The organism is Escherichia sp. WS33 (genome assembly GCF_046486385.1).
Classification (GTDB): domain Bacteria; phylum Pseudomonadota; class Gammaproteobacteria; order Enterobacterales; family Enterobacteriaceae; genus ECMA0423.
The window spans coordinates 165,236-184,780 of the sequence record NZ_JBJQLJ010000001.1 but is presented as its reverse complement, the minus strand read 5'-3'; the positions used below and the strand labels follow the sequence as shown (position 1 = coordinate 184,780).

The 19,545-nt window shown below is 48.8% G+C and carries 21 protein-coding genes and 1 pseudogene; 19 read left to right on the top strand and 3 right to left on the bottom strand.

What is annotated here, in order from left to right:
* Positions 1 to 101 precede the first annotated feature (101 nt).
* From bluR to ACJHXA_RS00930, 5 genes are all read left to right on the top strand, one after another.
* Entirely contained in the window at positions 102 to 833 is a 732-nt protein-coding gene (gene bluR / locus ACJHXA_RS00950) for a DNA-binding transcriptional repressor BluR (protein WP_000332303.1), read from the top strand.
* A 220-nt stretch (positions 834 to 1,053) separates the two neighbouring features.
* Complete coding sequence (locus tag ACJHXA_RS00945) at positions 1,054 to 1,458, top strand: DUF1398 domain-containing protein (protein WP_000373101.1); 405 nt, start codon at positions 1,054 to 1,056, stop codon at positions 1,456 to 1,458.
* A 52-nt stretch (positions 1,459 to 1,510) separates the two neighbouring features.
* A complete protein-coding gene (locus tag ACJHXA_RS00940) occupies positions 1,511 to 1,621 on the top strand; it encodes a hypothetical protein (RefSeq protein ID WP_032141808.1) in 111 nt (36 codons plus the stop codon).
* A 235-nt stretch (positions 1,622 to 1,856) separates the two neighbouring features.
* Positions 1,857 to 1,901, top strand: coding sequence for a protein YmgK (locus ACJHXA_RS00935; RefSeq protein WP_120795380.1), 45 nt, complete (start codon positions 1,857 to 1,859; stop codon positions 1,899 to 1,901).
* Between the two features lie 252 nt (positions 1,902 to 2,153).
* The gene (locus ACJHXA_RS00930) at positions 2,154 to 2,477 is read left to right on the top strand and encodes an anti-adapter protein IraM (protein WP_001307134.1); all 324 of its coding nucleotides are present in this window, start codon (positions 2,154 to 2,156) and stop codon (positions 2,475 to 2,477) included.
* 102 nt (positions 2,478 to 2,579) lie between these two features.
* Here the strand turns inward: ACJHXA_RS00930 and icd are convergent, their stop codons facing one another.
* The gene (gene icd / locus ACJHXA_RS00925) at positions 2,580 to 3,830 is read right to left on the bottom strand and encodes an NADP-dependent isocitrate dehydrogenase (protein ID WP_000444487.1); all 1,251 of its coding nucleotides are present in this window, start codon (positions 3,828 to 3,830) and stop codon (positions 2,580 to 2,582) included.
* Between the two features lie 171 nt (positions 3,831 to 4,001).
* Here icd and rluE point away from each other — a divergent pair, with 171 nt between their 5' ends.
* The 8 genes from rluE (at position 4,002) to roxA (ending at position 11,833) form a co-directional block, all read left to right on the top strand.
* Entirely contained in the window at positions 4,002 to 4,655 is a 654-nt protein-coding gene (rluE, locus tag ACJHXA_RS00920; protein WP_001248691.1) for a 23S rRNA pseudouridine(2457) synthase RluE, read from the top strand.
* Positions 4,656 to 4,664: 9 nt separating this feature from the next.
* Entirely contained in the window at positions 4,665 to 5,126 is a 462-nt protein-coding gene (gene nudJ / locus ACJHXA_RS00915) for a phosphatase NudJ (RefSeq protein ID WP_283512248.1), read from the top strand.
* A gap of 53 nt (positions 5,127 to 5,179) precedes the next feature.
* Positions 5,180 to 6,286: a tRNA 2-thiouridine(34) synthase MnmA gene (gene mnmA, locus ACJHXA_RS00910; protein WP_001297484.1), complete on the top strand. Its 1,107-nt coding sequence runs from the start codon at positions 5,180 to 5,182 to the stop codon at positions 6,284 to 6,286.
* 35 nt (positions 6,287 to 6,321) lie between these two features.
* Entirely contained in the window at positions 6,322 to 6,963 is a 642-nt protein-coding gene (gene hflD, locus ACJHXA_RS00905) for a high frequency lysogenization protein HflD (protein ID WP_001297479.1), read from the top strand.
* Positions 6,964 to 6,966: 3 nt separating this feature from the next.
* The gene (gene purB, locus ACJHXA_RS00900) at positions 6,967 to 8,337 is read left to right on the top strand and encodes an adenylosuccinate lyase (RefSeq protein ID WP_000423719.1); all 1,371 of its coding nucleotides are present in this window, start codon (positions 6,967 to 6,969) and stop codon (positions 8,335 to 8,337) included.
* A gap of 167 nt (positions 8,338 to 8,504) precedes the next feature.
* Positions 8,505 to 9,176, top strand: a complete 672-nt coding sequence (phoP, locus tag ACJHXA_RS00895; RefSeq protein ID WP_001265481.1) for a two-component system response regulator PhoP — start codon at positions 8,505 to 8,507, stop codon at positions 9,174 to 9,176.
* Positions 9,176 to 10,636: a two-component system sensor histidine kinase PhoQ gene (gene phoQ / locus ACJHXA_RS00890; protein ID WP_000735412.1), complete on the top strand. Its 1,461-nt coding sequence runs from the start codon at positions 9,176 to 9,178 to the stop codon at positions 10,634 to 10,636. The genes phoP and phoQ overlap by 1 nt, the downstream gene beginning before the upstream one ends.
* 75 nt (positions 10,637 to 10,711) lie before the next feature.
* Positions 10,712 to 11,833, top strand: a complete 1,122-nt coding sequence (gene roxA / locus ACJHXA_RS00885; protein WP_001295435.1) for a [50S ribosomal protein L16]-arginine 3-hydroxylase — start codon at positions 10,712 to 10,714, stop codon at positions 11,831 to 11,833.
* Positions 11,834 to 11,978: 145 nt separating this feature from the next.
* On the opposite strand, the gene pepT is transcribed toward roxA, so the two are convergent.
* Positions 11,979 to 13,208 carry a peptidase T gene (gene pepT, locus ACJHXA_RS00880; RefSeq protein ID WP_000359463.1) on the bottom strand — a complete coding sequence of 410 codons (1,230 nt, stop codon included), beginning with the start codon at positions 13,206 to 13,208 and terminating at the stop codon, positions 11,979 to 11,981.
* Between the two features lie 249 nt (positions 13,209 to 13,457).
* Between pepT and potA the strand changes: the two genes are divergently transcribed.
* The 6 genes and pseudogenes from potA to ACJHXA_RS00850 all read left to right on the top strand — a co-directional run bounded on the left by potA (position 13,458) and on the right by ACJHXA_RS00850 (position 18,573).
* Positions 13,458 to 14,594, top strand: a complete 1,137-nt coding sequence (gene potA, locus ACJHXA_RS00875; protein ID WP_000531594.1) for a spermidine/putrescine ABC transporter ATP-binding protein PotA — start codon at positions 13,458 to 13,460, stop codon at positions 14,592 to 14,594.
* Positions 14,578 to 15,435, top strand: coding sequence for a spermidine/putrescine ABC transporter permease PotB (gene potB, locus ACJHXA_RS00870; RefSeq protein WP_000799401.1), 858 nt, complete (start codon positions 14,578 to 14,580; stop codon positions 15,433 to 15,435). Before potA ends, potB begins: the two co-directional genes overlap by 17 nt.
* Positions 15,432 to 16,226, top strand: a complete 795-nt coding sequence (gene potC, locus ACJHXA_RS00865; protein ID WP_000580316.1) for a spermidine/putrescine ABC transporter permease PotC — start codon at positions 15,432 to 15,434, stop codon at positions 16,224 to 16,226. Before potB ends, potC begins: the two co-directional genes overlap by 4 nt.
* Positions 16,223 to 17,269, top strand: a complete 1,047-nt coding sequence (gene potD / locus ACJHXA_RS00860) for a spermidine/putrescine ABC transporter substrate-binding protein PotD (protein WP_000759317.1) — start codon at positions 16,223 to 16,225, stop codon at positions 17,267 to 17,269. The genes potC and potD overlap by 4 nt, the downstream gene beginning before the upstream one ends.
* 57 nt (positions 17,270 to 17,326) lie before the next feature.
* Entirely contained in the window at positions 17,327 to 17,788 is a 462-nt protein-coding gene (locus ACJHXA_RS00855; RefSeq protein WP_000076381.1) for a DUF3592 domain-containing protein, read from the top strand.
* A pseudogene (locus tag ACJHXA_RS00850) lies at positions 17,785 to 18,573 on the top strand (TPM domain-containing protein). The gene ACJHXA_RS00855 and the pseudogene ACJHXA_RS00850 overlap by 4 nt, the downstream one beginning before the upstream one ends.
* A 138-nt stretch (positions 18,574 to 18,711) precedes the next feature.
* Here the strand turns inward: ACJHXA_RS00850 and cobB are convergent.
* On the bottom strand, positions 18,712 to 19,533 hold the full coding sequence (cobB, locus tag ACJHXA_RS00845; protein WP_000952736.1) for a Sir2 family NAD+-dependent deacetylase: 822 nt from the start codon (positions 19,531 to 19,533) through the stop codon (positions 18,712 to 18,714).
* Between the last annotated feature and the right edge of the window lie 12 nt (positions 19,534 to 19,545).

The following is a 19,545-nucleotide window of genomic DNA, read 5'->3' as shown; positions in this document are numbered from 1 at the left end:
CTGAAATCTTATTTATACTTTGTACAATTTTAGCGTATATTGTACAAAGTATTATTGGGTCGTGTACAGGCGACGGAGATTTGTGACCGCAAGGAGGAATTGTGGCTTATTACAGCATTGGTGATGTTGCTGAACGTTGCGGGATTAATCCTGTCACTCTCCGGGCCTGGCAACGCCGCTACGGTTTGTTAAAACCACAGCGCAGTGAAGGCGGACACCGACTCTTTGATGAAGAAGACATACAACGCATCGAAGAGATCAAGCGTTGGATAAGTAATGGCGTCCCTGTAGGCAAAGTTAAAGCATTACTGGAAACCACCAGCCAGGATACGGAAGATGACTGGAGCCGCCTGCAAGAAGAGATGATGTCAATTCTTCGCATGGCTAATCCTGCCAAACTACGCGCGAGAATTATTTCACTGGGTCGAGAGTACCCAGTAGATCAATTGATTAATCATGTTTACCTTCCTGTTCGCCAGCGTCTCGTGCTTGATCACAACACCTCCCGCATTATGAGCAGTATGTTTGACGGCGCATTAATTGAATACGCAGCAACCTCGCTTTTCGAAATGCGCCGTAAGCCCGGTAAAGAAGCCATTCTGATGGCGTGGAATGTTGAAGAGAGAGCACGATTGTGGCTGGAAGCATGGCGTTTATCATTGTCAGGATGGCACATTTCTGTTCTTGCTGATCCCATTGAATCGCCGCGCCCGGAACTGTTCCCGACGCAAACATTGATTGTCTGGACAGGCATGGCACCAACGAGAAGGCAAAACGAACTTTTACAACATTGGGGTGAGCAAGGTTATAAAGTCATCTTTCATGCCCCCTAATTTCACCTTTATCCCGCCCCTTAGACAGAATGTTATAATCTGAACCCACAACAGCGTTTGTACCGGAGCTGGTCCGTTGCAAAATGCTCACCGGGAGAATTCAGATATTCCCTCTATCACACTCTGTACATATCACAGCCAAAGGACAGACCAGATTGAAGTGGTAAAACCGATCGTGCACACTACGCAGTCTCACAACTAACAAGAGGTTATTATCCTGATGGATCAGGTCGTTGTTTTTCAAAAGATGTTTGAGCAAGTGAGAAAAGAGCAAAACTTCTCCTGGTTTTATTCAGAATTAAAACATCACCGTATTGCACATTACATTTATTATCTGGCTACGGATAACATCAGAATTATTACTCACGATGACACGGTTTTGTTATTAAGAGGAACCAGGAACCTGTTAAAAGTTAGTACGACCAAGAACCCTGCTAAAATAAAAGAGGCCGCATTGCTTCATATTTGCGGAAAATCTACATTTCGGGAATACTGTTCAACACTAGCAGGCGCGGGCGTTTTCCGGTGGGTTACTGATGTTAATCATAACAAACGCAGTTACTACGCCATTGATAATACGCTTTTATATATTGAAGATGTAGAAAATAATAAACCATTAATCTAGCTAAAGTTGGATGCTTAAGAAATGCTTCATAATTCAGTAAGGCATTAGCATAATGGGAATAAAAGTACAGAGACTATCCCTATGGATGATAAATACTGTCCTTTTATTGCTACCCATAAATAATCACCATGCCAATACTATCAAATTGATATTTGAAATGTGATCACTTGACTTTCTATACGTTATTTTATAACGGTTAATATATTTATAAAAACAACGGGTGTGCCATACGCCCGTTTCAATACTTAACGCACATGTGTTTTGGTTTAGTCATCATCCAGTTATATGTATTTTAGCCAGGAACAGGTTAAACCTTTCCTATATAACTCAAAAATTGAAACCTTATTCTCATGTCATGCTTATATTCATTATTATCGTTATATAAAAAGGCAACCATAATGTTTAGCAAATTGGCACAAAGTAGCATAAAGGCTATGTTTTAATTACAGGATGTTCAGTCATTTGAATGTATAACATTATAGCTAAACAAATCTAAAACGAAGTGAATAATTTATTGTTTTCACTAAATCTCATTTTGTTTAACATCCATTGAGATTCCTTGCTTTAAATTTTGTTTTATATAAGCAATCGTTTTAATTAATTTATTTTTTGAAGGGGTAATATACTCATATGCAAAATAAAGAAATGAACATCCAAATGAACTATATTAAATACCGTGGGATAAGACATAACAAATGAAGTGGATAGTAATTGACACGATAATTCAACCTTCATGCGGCATATCTTTTTCAGCCATATGGGGTAATATGAAAATGATCATCTGGTATCAATCTACTATATTTCTCCCTCCTGGCAGTATATTTACACCGGTTAAATCTGGAATTATCCTTAAAGATAAAGAATATCCTATTACTATTTATAACATCGCACCATTCAACAAGGATTTATGGAGTCTACTCAAAAGCAGTCAAGAGTGTCCTCCAGGAGAAAGCAAAATAACAAATAAATGTTTGCATAATAGTTGCATTATAAAAATATGCCCATATGGGCTCAAGTAAAGGGTTTTATATAAATATGCTCGATATGCTATTAATAATACCTACATAAATAAAACAACGGGCGTGTTATACGCCCGTTGCAATATTAAACACATGTAGTGATTACATGTTCTTGATGATCGCATCACCAAATTCTGAACATTTCAGCAGTTTAGCGCCTTCCATCAGACGCTCGAAGTCATAGGTTACGGTCTTCGCATTGATTGCGCCTTCCATACCTTTAACAATCAGGTCTGCGGCTTCAGTCCAGCCCATATGGCGTAACATCATCTCAGCGGAGAGAATAATAGAGCCAGGGTTTACTTTGTCCTGACCGGCGTATTTCGGCGCAGTACCGTGGGTGGCTTCAAACAGGGCGCATTCGTCACCGATGTTTGCTCCAGGGGCGATACCGATACCGCCAACCTGCGCTGCCAGAGCGTCAGAAATGTAGTCACCATTCAGGTTCATACAGGCGATAACATCATATTCAGCCGGACGCAGCAGGATCTGTTGCAGGAATGCATCAGCAATCACGTCTTTAATGACGATCTCTTTGCCGGTGTTCGGGTTTTTAACTTTCAGCCACGGGCCGCCGTCGATCAGTTCACCGCCAAACTCTTCACGCGCCAGCTGGTAGCCCCAATCTTTAAACGCGCCTTCGGTGAACTTCATGATGTTGCCTTTGTGCACCAGAGTCACAGAGTCACGATCGTTAGCAATTGCGTATTCGATCGCTGCACGAACCAGACGTTTGGTGCCTTCTTCCGAACACGGCTTAATACCGATACCACAATGTTCCGGGAAGCGAATTTTCTTCACCCCCATCTCTTCACGCAGGAATTTAATCACTTTCTCGGCGTCGGCAGAGTCTGCTTTCCATTCGATACCCGCATAAATGTCTTCCGAGTTTTCACGGAAGATAACCATATCGGTCAGTTCAGGGTGTTTAACCGGGCTTGGAGTGCCTTGATAGTAACGTACCGGACGCAGGCAGATGTAGAGATCCAGTTCCTGGCGCAGGGCAACGTTCAGAGAGCGAATACCGCCACCAACAGGAGTGGTCAGCGGACCTTTAATGGCAACGCGATATTCACGAATCAGATCAAGAGTTTCAGCAGGCAGCCAGACGTCCTGACCATAAACCTGTGTGGATTTTTCACCGGTGTAAATTTCCATCCAGGAGATTTTACGCTCGCCTTTATAGGCTTTCTCGACTGCAGCGTCGACCACTTTCAGCATGGCTGGGGTTACATCTACACCGATTCCATCACCTTCAATGTAAGGGATAATCGGATTTTCAGGAACGTTGAGTTTGCCGTTTTGCAGGGTGATCTTCTTGCCTTGTGCCGGAACAACTACTTTACTTTCCATTCACCTCTCCTTCGAGCGCTACTGGTTTGCTCGTCTGCCACCACGTTGCATATGCGTTTGCGTCCTGCGATACGGATGCTTTAGAGCAATTTTTTGTTAATGATTTGTAATTGGCTTGTCAATACTACCCTATTGTTTGCCGTCATGAAAGATGCGCGTTATTAGGCTATAATGCGGCAATTCATAATCTCTGAAAATACCATGCAAAAAACTTCTTTTAGAAATCACCAGGTTAAGCGATTCAGCTCGCAACGTTCTACCAGGCGTAAACCTGAAAACCAGCCCACGCGTGTGATCCTGTTCAATAAACCCTACGATGTTCTTCCGCAGTTCACCGATGAAGCCGGACGCAAAACATTAAAAGAATTCATCCCGGTTCAGGGCGTTTATGCAGCAGGTCGTCTTGACCGCGATAGCGAAGGGTTACTGGTGCTGACCAATAACGGCGCGTTGCAGGCGCGTTTAACCCAGCCGGGCAAACGCACCGGGAAAATCTATTATGTGCAGGTGGAAGGTATTCCCACACAAGACGCACTTGAAGCCTTGCGCAATGGCGTAACCTTAAATGATGGCCCTACCCTGCCCGCAGGCGCGGAGCTGGTTGACGAACCCGCGTGGTTATGGCCGCGGAATCCACCAATTCGTGAACGCAAAAGTATTCCCACCAGCTGGCTGAAGATCACCTTATATGAAGGACGTAATCGCCAGGTGCGCCGCATGACCGCCCATGTTGGTTTCCCCACGCTGCGACTGATTCGCTATGCGATGGGAGATTACTCTTTGGATAATCTTGCCAATGGCGAATGGCGAGAAGTGACAGATTAAGGATGCAAAATGTTTAAACCGCACGTTACCGTTGCTTGCGTGGTGCACGCAGAAGGCAAATTTTTAGTCGTTAAAGAGACGATTAATGGTAAAGCGTTATGGAACCAACCTGCCGGGCATCTGGAAGCCGATGAAACCTTAGTGGAAGCCGCCGCCCGTGAACTGTGGGAAGAAACCGGCATCAGCGCGCAGCCGCAACACTTTATTCGTATGCATCAGTGGATTGCGCCAGATAAAACGCCGTTTTTGCGTTTCCTCTTTGCCATTGAGCTTGAGCAAATATGCCCGACCCAGCCTCATGACAGCGATATCGACTGCTGTCGTTGGGTCAGCGCCGAAGAAATTTTACAGGCGTCAAATCTTCGTTCGCCGCTGGTGGCGGAAAGTATCCGTTGTTATCAAAGCGGGCAACGCTATCCGCTGGAGATGATTGGCGATTTTAACTGGCCTTTTACAAAGGGTGTCATCTAAAAGGCTGCGTGATAGAATACGCCGCCTTGAAGTTCAATGTCGTGAGTGATCCAATGTCTGAAACCGCAAAAAAAGTAATCGTCGGCATGTCCGGCGGTGTCGATTCCTCCGTTTCTGCCTGGCTGTTGCAACAACAGGGATATCAGGTCGAAGGCCTGTTTATGAAGAACTGGGAAGAAGACGACGGTGAGGAATATTGCACAGCGGCAGCGGATCTGGCTGATGCCCAGGCTGTCTGCGACAAGCTCGGCATTGAACTGCACACCGTTAACTTTGCTGCCGAGTACTGGGACAACGTCTTCGAACTGTTCCTTGCCGAATATAAAGCCGGTCGCACGCCGAATCCGGATATTCTGTGCAACAAAGAGATCAAATTTAAAGCCTTCCTCGAATTTGCCGCCGAAGATTTAGGTGCCGATTATATCGCTACCGGTCATTACGTACGTCGGGCCGATGTCGATGGCAAGAGCCGCCTGCTGCGTGGTCTGGACAGCAATAAAGACCAGAGCTACTTCCTTTATACGCTCAGCCATGAGCAGATTGCGCAAAGCCTGTTCCCGGTCGGCGAACTGGAAAAACCGCAGGTGCGTAAGATTGCTGAAGATCTTGGTCTGGTCACCGCGAAGAAAAAAGACTCTACCGGCATTTGCTTCATTGGCGAACGTAAATTCCGCGAGTTCCTGGGCCGTTATCTCCCGGCGCAACCGGGCAAAATCATTACCGTCGATGGCGATGAAATTGGTGAGCACCAGGGGCTGATGTATCACACTCTCGGTCAGCGTAAAGGTCTGGGTATCGGTGGCACCAAAGAAGGTACCGAAGAACCGTGGTATGTGGTGGACAAAGACGTCGAAAACAACATTCTGGTTGTCGCTCAGGGCCATGAACACCCGCGGCTGATGTCTGTCGGGTTGATTGCCCAGCAGTTGCACTGGGTCGATCGCGAACCATTCACCGGCACTATGCGTTGCACGGTAAAAACCCGCTATCGCCAGACCGATATCCCTTGCACCGTCAAGGCGCTGGACGATGATCGCATTGAAGTGATTTTCGATGAACCGGTTGCCGCCGTGACGCCGGGCCAGTCTGCCGTCTTCTATAACGGTGAAGTGTGCCTCGGTGGCGGTATTATTGAGCAGCGTCTGCCGCTGCCGGTCTGATTATTATCTTTACTTAAAACAAGGAAGCAGTGAACGTGGCAAAGAATTACTATGACATCACCCTCGCCCTGGCCGGTATTTGTCAGTCGGCACGCCTGGTGCAACAACTCGCTCACCAGGGGCATTGTGATGCCGATGCGCTACACGTCTCACTCAACAGTATTATTGATATGAACCCCAGCTCGACGCTGGCGGTTTTTGGCGGTAGCGAAGCCAACCTGCGCGTCGGGCTGGAAACCCTGCTCGGCGTGCTCAATGCCAGCAGTCGCCAGGGCTTAAACGCCGAATTAACCCGCTACACACTCAGCTTGATGGTGCTTGAGCGCAAACTCTCCTCAGCGAAAGGCGCGCTCGACACTCTGGGCAACCGGATCAACGGCCTGCAACGCCAGCTCGAACACTTCGATTTACAGTCCGAAACGCTGATGAGCGCGATGGCTGCTATCTATGTTGATGTGATCAGCCCGCTTGGCCCGCGCATTCAGGTCACCGGTTCCCCTGCTGTACTGCAAAGCCCACAAGTGCAGGCGAAAGTTCGCGCAACCCTGCTGGCAGGCATTCGCGCCGCCGTGCTCTGGCACCAGGTCGGCGGCGGACGTCTGCAACTGATGTTTTCTCGTAATCGCCTGACCACTCAGGCAAAACAAATTCTTGCTCATTTAACCCCGGAGTTGTGATCTATGGAATTATCCTCACTGACCGCCGTTTCCCCTGTCGATGGACGCTACGGCGATAAAGTCAGCGCGCTGCGCGGGATTTTCAGCGAATATGGTTTGCTGAAATTCCGTGTACAAGTTGAAGTACGTTGGCTGCAAAAACTGGCCGCGCACGCAGCGATCAAGGAAGTTCCTGCTTTTGCTGCCGACGCAATCGGTTACCTTGATGCAATTGTCGCCAATTTCAGCGAAGAAGATGCCGCACGCATCAAAACCATCGAGCGTACCACTAACCACGACGTTAAAGCGGTTGAGTATTTCCTGAAAGAAAAAGTGGCGGAGATCCCGGAACTGCACGCGGTTTCTGAATTCATCCACTTTGCCTGTACTTCGGAAGATATCAATAACCTCTCCCACGCATTAATGCTGAAAACCGCGCGTGATGAAGTGATCCTGCCGTACTGGCTTCAACTGATTGATGGCATTAAAGATCTCGCCGTTCAGTACCGCGATATCCCGCTGCTGTCTCGTACCCACGGTCAGCCAGCCACGCCGTCAACCATCGGTAAAGAGATGGCAAACGTCGCCTACCGTATGGAGCGCCAGTACCGCCAGCTTAATCAGGTGGAGATCCTCGGCAAAATCAACGGCGCGGTCGGTAACTATAACGCCCATATCGCCGCTTACCCGGAAGTTGACTGGCATCAGTTCAGCGAAGAGTTCGTCACCTCGCTGGGTATTCAGTGGAACCCGTACACCACCCAGATCGAACCGCACGACTACATTGCCGAATTGTTTGATTGCGTTGCGCGCTTCAACACCATTCTGATCGACTTTGACCGTGACGTCTGGGGTTATATCGCCCTTAACCACTTCAAACAGAAAACCATTGCTGGTGAGATTGGTTCTTCCACCATGCCGCATAAAGTTAACCCGATTGACTTCGAAAACTCCGAAGGGAATCTGGGCCTTTCCAACGCGGTATTGCAGCATCTGGCAAGCAAACTGCCGGTTTCCCGCTGGCAGCGTGACCTGACCGACTCCACCGTGCTGCGTAACCTCGGCGTGGGTATCGGTTATGCGCTGATTGCGTATCAATCCACCCTGAAAGGCGTGAGCAAACTGGAAGTAAACCGTGACCATCTGCTGGATGAGCTGGATCACAACTGGGAAGTGCTGGCTGAGCCAATCCAGACAGTTATGCGTCGCTATGGCATCGAAAAACCGTACGAGAAGCTGAAAGAGCTGACTCGCGGTAAGCGCGTTGACGCCGAAGGCATGAAGCAGTTTATCGATGGTCTGGCGTTGCCAGAAGAAGAGAAAGCCCGCCTGAAAGCGATGACGCCGGCTAACTATATTGGTCGAGCTATCACCATGGTTGATGAGCTGAAATAAACTCGTATCAGTGCCGGATGGCGATGCTGTCCGGCCTGTTTATTAAAATTATCCACTTTTTCTTTTTTCACTTTACCTCCCCTCCCCGCTGGTTTATTTAATGTTTACCCCCATAAACACATAATCGCGTTACACTATTTTAATAATTAAGACAGGGAGAAATAAAAATGCGCGTACTGGTTGTTGAAGACAATGCGTTGTTACGTCACCACCTTAAAGTTCAGATTCAGGATGCTGGTCATCAGGTCGATGACGCAGAAGATGCCAAAGAAGCCGATTATTATCTCAATGAACATTTACCGGATATTGCGATTGTCGATCTCGGATTGCCTGACGAGGACGGTCTGTCACTGATTCGCCGCTGGCGTAGCAATGATGTTTCACTGCCGATTCTGGTATTAACCGCCCGTGAAAGCTGGCAGGACAAAGTCGAAGTATTAAGTGCCGGTGCTGATGATTACGTGACTAAACCGTTTCATATTGAAGAGGTGATGGCGCGAATGCAGGCATTAATGCGGCGTAATAGCGGCCTGGCTTCACAGGTCATTTCGCTACCCCCGTTTCAGGTTGATCTCTCTCGCCGTGAATTATCTATTAATGACGAAGTGATCAAACTGACCGCGTTCGAATACACCATTATGGAAACGTTGATACGCAATAATGGCAAAGTGGTGAGCAAAGATTCGTTAATGCTCCAACTCTATCCGGATGCGGAGCTGCGGGAAAGCCATACCATTGATGTACTGATGGGACGTCTGCGCAAAAAAATTCAGGCACAATATCCGCAAGAAGTGATTACTACCGTTCGCGGCCAGGGCTATTTGTTCGAATTGCGCTGATGAAAAAATTACTGCGTCTTTTTTTCCCGCTCTCACTGCGGGTACGTTTTCTGTTGGCAACGGCTGCGGTAGTACTGGTGCTTTCGCTTGCCTACGGAATGGTCGCGCTGATCGGTTATAGCGTCAGTTTCGATAAAACTACGTTTCGGCTGTTACGTGGCGAGAGCAATCTGTTCTATACCCTTGCGAAGTGGGAAAACAATAAGTTGCATGTCGAGTTACCCGAAAATATCGACAAGCAAAGCCCCACCATGACGCTAATTTATGATGAGAACGGGCAGCTTTTATGGGCGCAACGTGACGTGCCCTGGCTGATGAAGATGATCCAGCCTGACTGGCTGAAATCGAATGGTTTTCATGAAATTGAAGCGGATGTTAACGATACCAGCCTCTTGCTGAGTGGAGATCATTCGATACAGCAACAGTTGCAGGAAGTGCGGGAAGATGATGACGACGCGGAGATGACCCACTCGGTGGCAGTAAACGTCTACCCGGCAACATCGCGGATGCCAAAATTAACCATTGTGGTGGTGGATACCATTCCGGTGGAGCTAAAAAGTTCCTATATGGTCTGGAGCTGGTTTATCTATGTGCTCTCAGCCAATCTGCTGTTAGTGATCCCGCTGCTGTGGGTCGCCGCCTGGTGGAGTTTACGCCCCATCGAAGCCCTGGCAAAAGAAGTCCGCGAACTGGAAGAACATAACCGCGAATTGCTCAATCCAGCCACAACGCGAGAACTGACCAGTCTGGTACGAAACCTGAACCGATTGTTAAAAAGTGAACGCGAACGTTACGACAAATACCGTACGACGCTCACCGACCTGACCCATAGTCTGAAAACGCCACTGGCGGTGCTGCAAAGTACGCTGCGTTCTCTGCGTAGTGAAAAGATGAGCGTCAGTGATGCTGAGCCGGTAATGCTGGAGCAAATCAGCCGCATTTCACAGCAAATTGGCTACTACCTGCATCGTGCCAGTATGCGCGGCGGGACATTGCTCAGCCGCGAGCTGCATCCGGTCGCCCCACTGCTGGACAATCTCACCTCAGCGCTGAACAAAGTGTATCAACGCAAAGGGGTCAATATCTCTCTCGATATTTCGCCAGAGATCAGCTTTGTCGGTGAGCAGAACGATTTTGTCGAGGTGATGGGCAACGTGCTGGATAATGCCTGTAAATATTGCCTCGAGTTTGTCGAAATTTCTGCAAGGCAAACCGACGAGCATCTCTATATTGTGGTCGAGGATGATGGCCCCGGTATTCCATTAAGCAAGCGAGAGGTCATTTTCGACCGTGGTCAACGGGTTGATACTTTACGCCCTGGGCAAGGTGTAGGGCTGGCGGTAGCCCGCGAAATCACCGAGCAATATGAGGGTAAAATCGTCGCCGGAGAGAGCATGCTGGGCGGTGCGCGGATGGAGGTGATTTTTGGTCGCCAGCATTCTGCGCCGAAAGATGAATAAATATGTCCATACTTCACGCATTACGTTAAGCATCCGTTATAATCGGTTGCAGATACCAGCCTGTGGATGCTTAACATGGAATACCAACTCACTCTTAACTGGCCCGATTTTCTTGAACGTCACTGGCAGAAACGCCCGGTGGTGTTAAAACGCGGCTTTAATAATTTTATTGACCCGATCTCTCCAGACGAGTTGGCGGGTCTGGCGATGGAAAGCGAAGTTGACAGTCGACTGGTCAGTCACCAGGATGGCAAATGGCAGGTCAGCCACGGCCCGTTCGAAAGCTACGATCATCTCGGTGAAACCAACTGGTCATTACTGGTACAGGCAGTGAACCACTGGCATGAGCCGACCGCCGCGCTGATGCGACCGTTCCGTGAACTACCGGACTGGCGTATTGATGATCTGATGATCTCTTTTTCTGTACCGGGCGGCGGCGTCGGCCCGCATCTCGATCAGTACGACGTGTTTATCATTCAGGGTACCGGTCGTCGTCGCTGGCGAGTGGGCGAAAAGCTGCAAATGAAACAGCACTGTCCGCACCCGGATCTGTTACAGGTCGATCCGTTCGAAGCCATCATCGATGAAGAGCTGGAGCCTGGCGATATTCTTTATATTCCGCCAGGATTCCCGCATGAAGGCTACGCGCTGGAAAATGCGATGAACTATTCCGTGGGTTTTCGCGCGCCGAATACGCGGGAACTGATTAGCGGATTTGCCGATTATGTGCTGCAACGTGAACTGGGCGGCAACTACTACAGCGATCCGGATGTTCCACCTCGCGCTCATCCTGCGGATGTTCTGCCGCAAGAGATGGATAAACTGCGTGAGATGATGCTCGAATTGATCAACCAGCCGGAACACTTTAAGCAATGGTTTGGCGAGTTTATATCCCAGTCACGTCATGAACTGGATATCGCGCCGCCGGAACCGCCTTATCAGCCAGATGAAATCTACGATGCGCTGAAACAAGGTGATGTGCTGGTGCGCCTGGGTGGTCTGCGCGTATTGCGCATTGGCGACGACGTGTATGCCAATGGTGAGAAGATCGATTCCCCGCACCGTCCGGCACTGGATGCACTCGCCAGCAACATTGCGCTGACTGCGGAGAATTTTGGCGATGCGCTGGAAGATCCGTCATTCCTCGCAATGCTCGCGGCGCTGGTAAATAGCGGGTATTGGTTCTTCGAAGGGTAAGTTTGGATTTAAGCCGGATGTGGTGCTGATTGCGCCTTATCGTGCCTACATGCACTGAACGCCTGTAGGCACGATAAGTATGTGGACCAGTGTCAATATAACGGTTTCATCCCGGTAATTGGCAGTCCACATACGCATCGGGCAATCACGACTTCCGTTGCGCCGTTAACTCGGCAATACGGACGATCACCTGCACCGCTTTTTCCATACCTTCCAGAGTCACAAACTCATGCTTACCATGATAGTTGTAACCGCCAGTGAACAGGTTCGGGCAAGGTAATCCCATAAACGACAACTGCGCGCCGTCGGTACCGCCGCGGATCGGTTTCAGTTCCGGTTCAATATCGCAGTCACGCATCGCCTGCTGGGCGATATCGAGAATATGCGGATGCTCAACCACTTTCTCGCGCATATTGTAGTAACTGTCTTCAATCACCAATTCAATGTAGCAATCAGGATGTAACCCTTTGCCCACTTTTTTGGCGATCTCCATCATTTTACGTTTACGCGCTTCAAACTGTTTACGGTCGAAATCACGGATGATGTAATGCATATCGGCCCGTTCAACGGTGCCTTTCATGCTCGCCAGGTGATAGAAACCTTCATAGCCTTCTGTCATTTCCGGGCTTTCATCCGCCGGAACTTCCGCATGAATACGTGCCGCCAGCGACAGCGCATTTACCATCACTCCTTTCGCCGTGCCCGGGTGAACATTGTTACCGACAATTTTGATATTGACCGACGCGGCGTTGAAGTTTTCAAACTCCAGTTCGCCTACGCCACCACCATCAACAGTGTAAGCCCAGCGGGCATCGAAGGCGTCAACATCAAAATGTTTCGCCCCTTTGCCCACTTCTTCATCCGGGGTAAAGGCGACGCGAATATCACCATGCGGAATGTTTTTCTGTTGCAATACCGCCAGCGCGGTCATGATTTCTGCAATACCTGCTTTGTCATCGGCACCTAACAAGGTTTTACCATCGGTAGTAATCAGCGTCTGACCCAGTAGCTGATGCAGCACCGGGAACATAACCGGTGATAAAACTTCATCGCCGATACCCAGCGCAATATCGCCACCGCGATAGTTTTCAACAATTTGCGGATTCACATTTTTGCCGCTGCAATCCGGTGAGGTATCCACATGAGAAATAAAGCCAATCGCCGGGATATTGCCAGGGACGTTAGCCGGTAACGTCGCCATCAAAGTGCCCTTCTCACTTAAGGTCACATTGATAAGCCCCATCTCTTCGAGCTGCTCTTTCAGTAGATGCAATAACTTCCATTGGCCTTCCGTGCTGGGAACCTGTCTCACCCCTGCTTTTGATTGGGTATCCAGAGACACGTAGTTCAAAAATCGCTCAAGTAGTTTATCCATGTAGTCACCCTCACTTTTTGTGACAACATTATTAAGAAGCAAGAAAAGACAAATATTGCGTCAGGTCACTTTTACCCCTGCAAGCGGGAATATTTATCAGCATTACCTTAATGAATATAAAGCTAAGCCAGTAATTCACAACAAAGATTGGCGATTCAAGCGGTTTGCCGTAGAATTACCGCCCTCATTAAGAGTCACCAAGGTGGTTAACCACAAACCCCGCATCGGTAAGCCATCCGTTGCGTTTACATGGGACAGAGTAAAAAATTGAATAAACAACCGAGTTCGCTTTCACCGCTGGTGCAATTGGCGGGAATTCGCAAATGCTTTGATGGTAAAGAGGTCATTCCCCAGCTGGATCTGACTATCAACAATGGCGAGTTCCTCACGCTGCTTGGCCCTTCTGGCTGCGGTAAAACAACCGTTCTTCGCCTGATTGCAGGTCTGGAAACTGTTGATTCCGGACGCATCATGCTGGATAACGAGGACATCACCCACGTTCCGGCGGAAAACCGCTATGTGAACACTGTTTTCCAAAGCTACGCACTTTTCCCCCACATGACCGTGTTCGAAAATGTGGCCTTTGGGTTGCGCATGCAAAAAACCCCCGCTGCTGAAATTACGCCCCGCGTTATGGAAGCCCTGCGGATGGTGCAGCTGGAAACCTTCGCTCAACGTAAACCGCATCAGCTCTCTGGTGGTCAACAGCAACGCGTCGCCATTGCCCGTGCGGTGGTTAACAAGCCTCGTCTTTTGTTGCTGGATGAGTCGCTCTCAGCGCTGGATTACAAACTGCGTAAGCAAATGCAGAACGAGCTGAAAGCGTTACAGCGTAAGCTTGGCATTACATTCGTCTTCGTGACTCACGACCAGGAAGAAGCACTCACCATGTCAGACAGGATTGTGGTGATGCGCGATGGTCGCATCGAGCAAGACGGCACGCCGCGTGAAATCTACGAAGAGCCGAAAAACCTGTTTGTTGCCGGGTTCATTGGCGAAATCAATATGTTTAACGCAACGGTCATCGAACGTCTCGACGAGCAGCGCGTACGCGCCAACGTTGAAGGCCGCGAATGTAATATCTACGTTAACTTCGCCGTTGAACCGGGGCAAAAACTGCATGTTCTGCTGCGCCCGGAAGACTTACGTGTTGAAGAGATTAACGACGACAACCACGCTGAAGGGCTAATTGGTTACGTTCGCGAGCGTAACTACAAAGGCATGACGCTGGAGTCGGTTGTTGAACTGGAAAATGGCAAGATGGTGATGGTCAGCGAATTCTTCAATGAAGACGATCCTGACTTTGACCACTCTCTCGACCAAAAAATGGCCATTAATTGGGTAGAAAGCTGGGAGGTCGTACTGGCTGATGAAGAACACAAGTAAGTTCCAGAATGTAGTGATTGTCACTATTGTCGGTTGGCTTGTGTTGTTTGTCTTTCTGCCCAACCTGATGATCATTGGCACCAGCTTTTTGACCCGCGACGACGCCAGTTTCGTCAAAATGGTCTTTACGCTGGATAACTATACGCGTCTGCTCGATCCGCTCTATTTTGAAGTGCTATTGCACTCGCTGAATATGGCGCTGATCGCCACCCTCGCCTGCCTGGTGCTGGGCTACCCGTTTGCCTGGTTTCTGGCGAAGCTGCCACACAAGGTGCGTCCGCTGCTGCTGTTTCTGCTGATTGTTCCCTTCTGGACCAACTCATTGATTCGTATCTACGGGCTGAAAATTTTCCTCAGCACCAAAGGCTATCTCAACGAGTTTTTGCTCTGGCTGGGCGTTATAGATACACCAATTCGCATCATGTTCACGCCCAGTGCGGTGATTATCGGTCTGGTTTACATTCTGCTGCCGTTTATGGTGATGCCGCTGTATTCCAGTATCGAAAAACTGGATAAGCCGTTGCTTGAGGCAGCGCGCGATCTCGGTGCCAGCAAGTTACAGACTTTTATCCGTATCATTATTCCACTGACGATGCCGGGAATTATTGCCGGATGTCTGCTGGTGATGCTGCCAGCGATGGGCCTGTTCTATGTGTCCGACCTGATGGGCGGTGCGAAAAACCTGCTGATCGGTAACGTCATCAAGGTACAGTTCCTCAATATTCGTGACTGGCCGTTTGGTGCAGCCACCAGCATTACGCTGACTATCGTAATGGGCCTGATGTTGCTGGTTTACTGGCGCGCTTCTCGTCTGCTGAATAAAAAGGTGGAACTCGAATGATCGGTCGACTGCTTCGCGGCGGTTTTATGACCGCTATCTACGCGTACCTGTATATCCCAATCATTATTTTGATTGTGAACTCCTTTAACAGCTCGCGCTTTGGCATCAACTGGCAGGGTTTTACCACCAAATGGTATAGCCTGCTGATGAACAACGACAGCCTGTTACAGGCAGCGCAGCATTCACTAACAATGGCGGTGTTTTCGGCGACATTTGCTACGCTTATCGGTTCACTGACGGCAGTTGCGCTGTACCGTTATCGCTTTCGTGGTAAGCCGTTCGTTAGCGGAATGCTGTTTGTGGTGATGATGTCACCAGATATCGTGATGGCGATTTCTCTGCTGGTGCTGTTTATGCTGCTGGGTATTCAGCTTGGCTTCTGGTCGCTGCTGTTCTCGCATATCACCTTCTGCCTGCCGTTTGTGGTGGTGACGGTGTATTCGCGCCTGAAAGGTTTTGACGTGCGGATGCTGGAAGCGGCGAAAGATCTCGGTGCCAGTGAATTTACCATTCTGCGAAAAATCATTCTGCCACTGGCAATGCCTGCGGTGGCGGCGGGCTGGGTGTTAAGCTTTACCCTGTCGATGGACGATGTGGTAGTTTCTTCGTTCGTCACCGGACCAAGTTATGAAATTCTGCCGTTAAAAATTTATTCGATGGTCAAAGTCGGCGTATCGCCGGAAGTTAACGCGCTGGCAACCATATTACTGGTGCTGTCGCTGGTGATGGTTATTGCCAGCCAGCTTATTGCTCGTGATAAAACGAAAGGTAACACAGGGGACGTTAAATGAAAAAATGGTCACGCCACCTGCTCGCGGCGGGTGCTCTGGCACTGGGCATGAGCGCCGCTCACGCCGATGACAACAACACGCTGTATTTCTACAACTGGACCGAGTACGTGCCGCCAGGACTGCTTGAACAGTTCACCAAAGAAACCGGTATTAAGGTTATCTATTCGACTTACGAGTCGAACGAAACCATGTACGCCAAGCTGAAAACGTACAAAGACGGTGCCTATGACCTGGTGGTTCCTTCAACCTATTACGTCGATAAAATGCGTAAAGAAGGGATGATCCAGAAGATCGACAAGTCGAAGTTAACGAACTTCAGCAATCTCGATCCAGACATGCTCAACAAGCCGTTTGACCCGAATAACGATTACTCCATTCCGTATATCTGGGGTGCGACGGCGATTGGTGTTAACGGTGATGCGGTGGATCCGAAATCTGTCACCAGCTGGGCCGATCTGTGGAAGCCTGAGTACAAAGGCAGCCTGCTGTTGACCGACGATGCCCGTGAAGTGTTCCAGATGGCGCTGCGTAAGCTGGGCTACTCCGGTAACACCACCGATCCGAAAGAGATTGAAGCTGCATATAACGAGCTGAAAAAACTGATGCCAAACGTCGCAGCGTTTAACTCCGATAACCCAGCTAACCCGTACATGGAAGGCGAAGTTAACCTCGGCATGATCTGGAACGGTTCTGCTTTCGTTGCACGGCAGGCGGGTACGCCAATTGACGTGGTGTGGCCGAAAGAAGGCGGCATTTTCTGGATGGACAGCCTGGCGATCCCGGCAAATGCCAAAAACAAAGAAGGCGCGCTGAAATTGATCAACTTCCTGCTGCGCCCGGATGTGGCAAAACAGGTTGCTGAAACTATCGGTTATCCAACGCCAAACCTTGCGGCGCGTAAGCTGTTAAGCCCGGAAGTGGCGAACGATAAAACGCTCTACCCGGATGCTGAAACCATTAAAAATGGTGAATGGCAGAATGACGTTGGCGCAGCCAGCAGCATTTATGAAGAGTATTATCAGAAGCTGAAAGCAGGACGTTAATTCAGCAAGCGGGCGGTGGCATTACCGCCCGTTTTTTATTTAGCAAGGATGTGGCTAATGAGTCAGGACAGTAAAGTGTTATCCCGCGCTTTTCTCGGTATCGGTCTGATATTGCTCGTTATTTCTGCAATCATCTTTTATTACCATTTTACTTTTACCAAAAGCGCGGTTCATACAGAAGGAATCATTGTTGATGCCGTTTGGTACAACAATCACTCAAACGACGTCGATGATAATGGTTCCTGGTATCCAGTGGTTGCCTTTCGCCCTACGCCAGATTACACGCTAATTTTCAATTCGAATATCGGTAGTGATTTTTATGAAGATAGCGAAGGTGACAGAGTCAATGTCTATTATCCGCCAGGGCATCCAGAACAAGCCGAAATAAACAATCCCTGGGTTAATTTTTTTAAATGGGGCTTTGTTGGCATAGCAGGCATTATTTTCGGTAGTGTCGGTCTGATAATCACGCTCCCCTCCACCAAAAAATCTCGCAGGAAACGGAAGTCCCGCCCATGAAAAAATTCATTATACTGCTCAGTTTACTGATACTCCTGCCTCTGGTAGCAACCAGTAAACCATTGATTCCAATAATGAAGACACTTTTTACGGATGTTACCGGTACTGTACCGGATGCTGAAGAGATCGCACGTAAAGCCGAGCTTTTTCGCCAACAAACGGGAATTGCACCGTTTATTGTGATTTTACCCGACATTAATAATGAAGCCAGTCTCAGACAAAATGGTAAAGCGATGCTGGCGCATGCGTCATCTTCATTGAGTAATGTAAAAGGAAGTGTTCTGTTACTATTTACTACCCGCGAACCACGGTTAATTATGATCACCAACGGCTAGGTTGAAAGTGGTCTGGACGATAAACATCTCGGCCTTCTGATAGAAAATCACACGCTGGCTTATTTAAATGCAGATCTCTGGTATCAGGGAATCAATAATGCATTGGCTGTTCTACAAGCACAGATATTAAAACAACCGACGCCGCCACTGACGTATTATCCGCATCCAGGACAACAGCATGAAAATGCTCCCCCCGGCAGCACCAACACATTAGGTTTTATCGCCTGGGCTGCGACGTTTATCTTATTTTCCTGGATCTTTTGCTACACGACTCGTTTTATTTATGCGTTAAAATTTGCAGTGGCGATGACTATTGCCAATATGGGTTATCAGGCTTTATGTTTGTATATCGATAATAGCTTTGCGATTACCAGAATATCGCCACTCTGGGCAGGGCTAATTGGTGTCTGTACGTTTATTGCCGCATTGTTATTGACGAGTAAACGATAAAAGAGGCCGGAAAAGTGCGCGTGTATTATGCCGGATGGGGCGCGAACGCCTTATCCGGCCCACAAAACCCGCAAATTCAATTAATTGCGTCCCCTTGTAGGCCTGATAAGCGTAGCGCATCAGGCAATGCTTCCTGCTTTATAATCCCTTCAGCAACTTTTCAACAAACTCAGGCACCACCTGGCTTGCCGGGCCGTAATATTTCTCGGCAAATTCATTACCGACCTGACTTGGTTCGAGATTCAGTTCCACGGTGTGCGCGCCATGCAGTTTCGCTTCGTGAACAAACCCAGCCGCCGGATAAACATGCCCGGAAGTACCAATGGCAATGAAAATATCAGCCATCGACAACGCCATATAAATTTCATCCATGCCGAGTGGCATTTCGCCAAACCAAACGACGTGCGGGCGCAAGGGTGCCGGGAACTGGCAACAATGGCATTTATCTTCTGGCGTAACGTCTCCGGTCCAGTCGAGAACCTGACCACTTTGCGAACAACGAACTTTCAGCAATTCCCCATGCATATGAATGACATTGGTATTACCTGCGCGTTCATGCAGGTTGTCTATATTCTGCGTTACCAGCAAAAAGCGATCGCCGAGGGCGTCTTGCAGTTTAGCCAGCGCAAGATGCGCGGCGTTAGGCTGAATTTCTGGCTGCTGCAGCTGTCGACGACGGGCGTTATAAAACGCTTGCACCAGTTCAGGATCGCGATCGAAACCTTCCGGCGTTGCCACATCTTCAACCCGATGTTCTTCCCACAGGCCATCTGCGGCGCGAAAGGTACGAATACCTGATTCCGCAGAAATCCCTGCCCCTGTCAGTACGAGTACTCTTGGTTTTTCCATTGCTTCCGGCACCACTTTATCTCTGAAAAAAATACGCTGACGCAAACGCTCGCGCAGGCGGCGTTTATTTTTACGAAAACGACTTAACCGATGACCCCGACGCGACAGCATAGCAACCTCTGT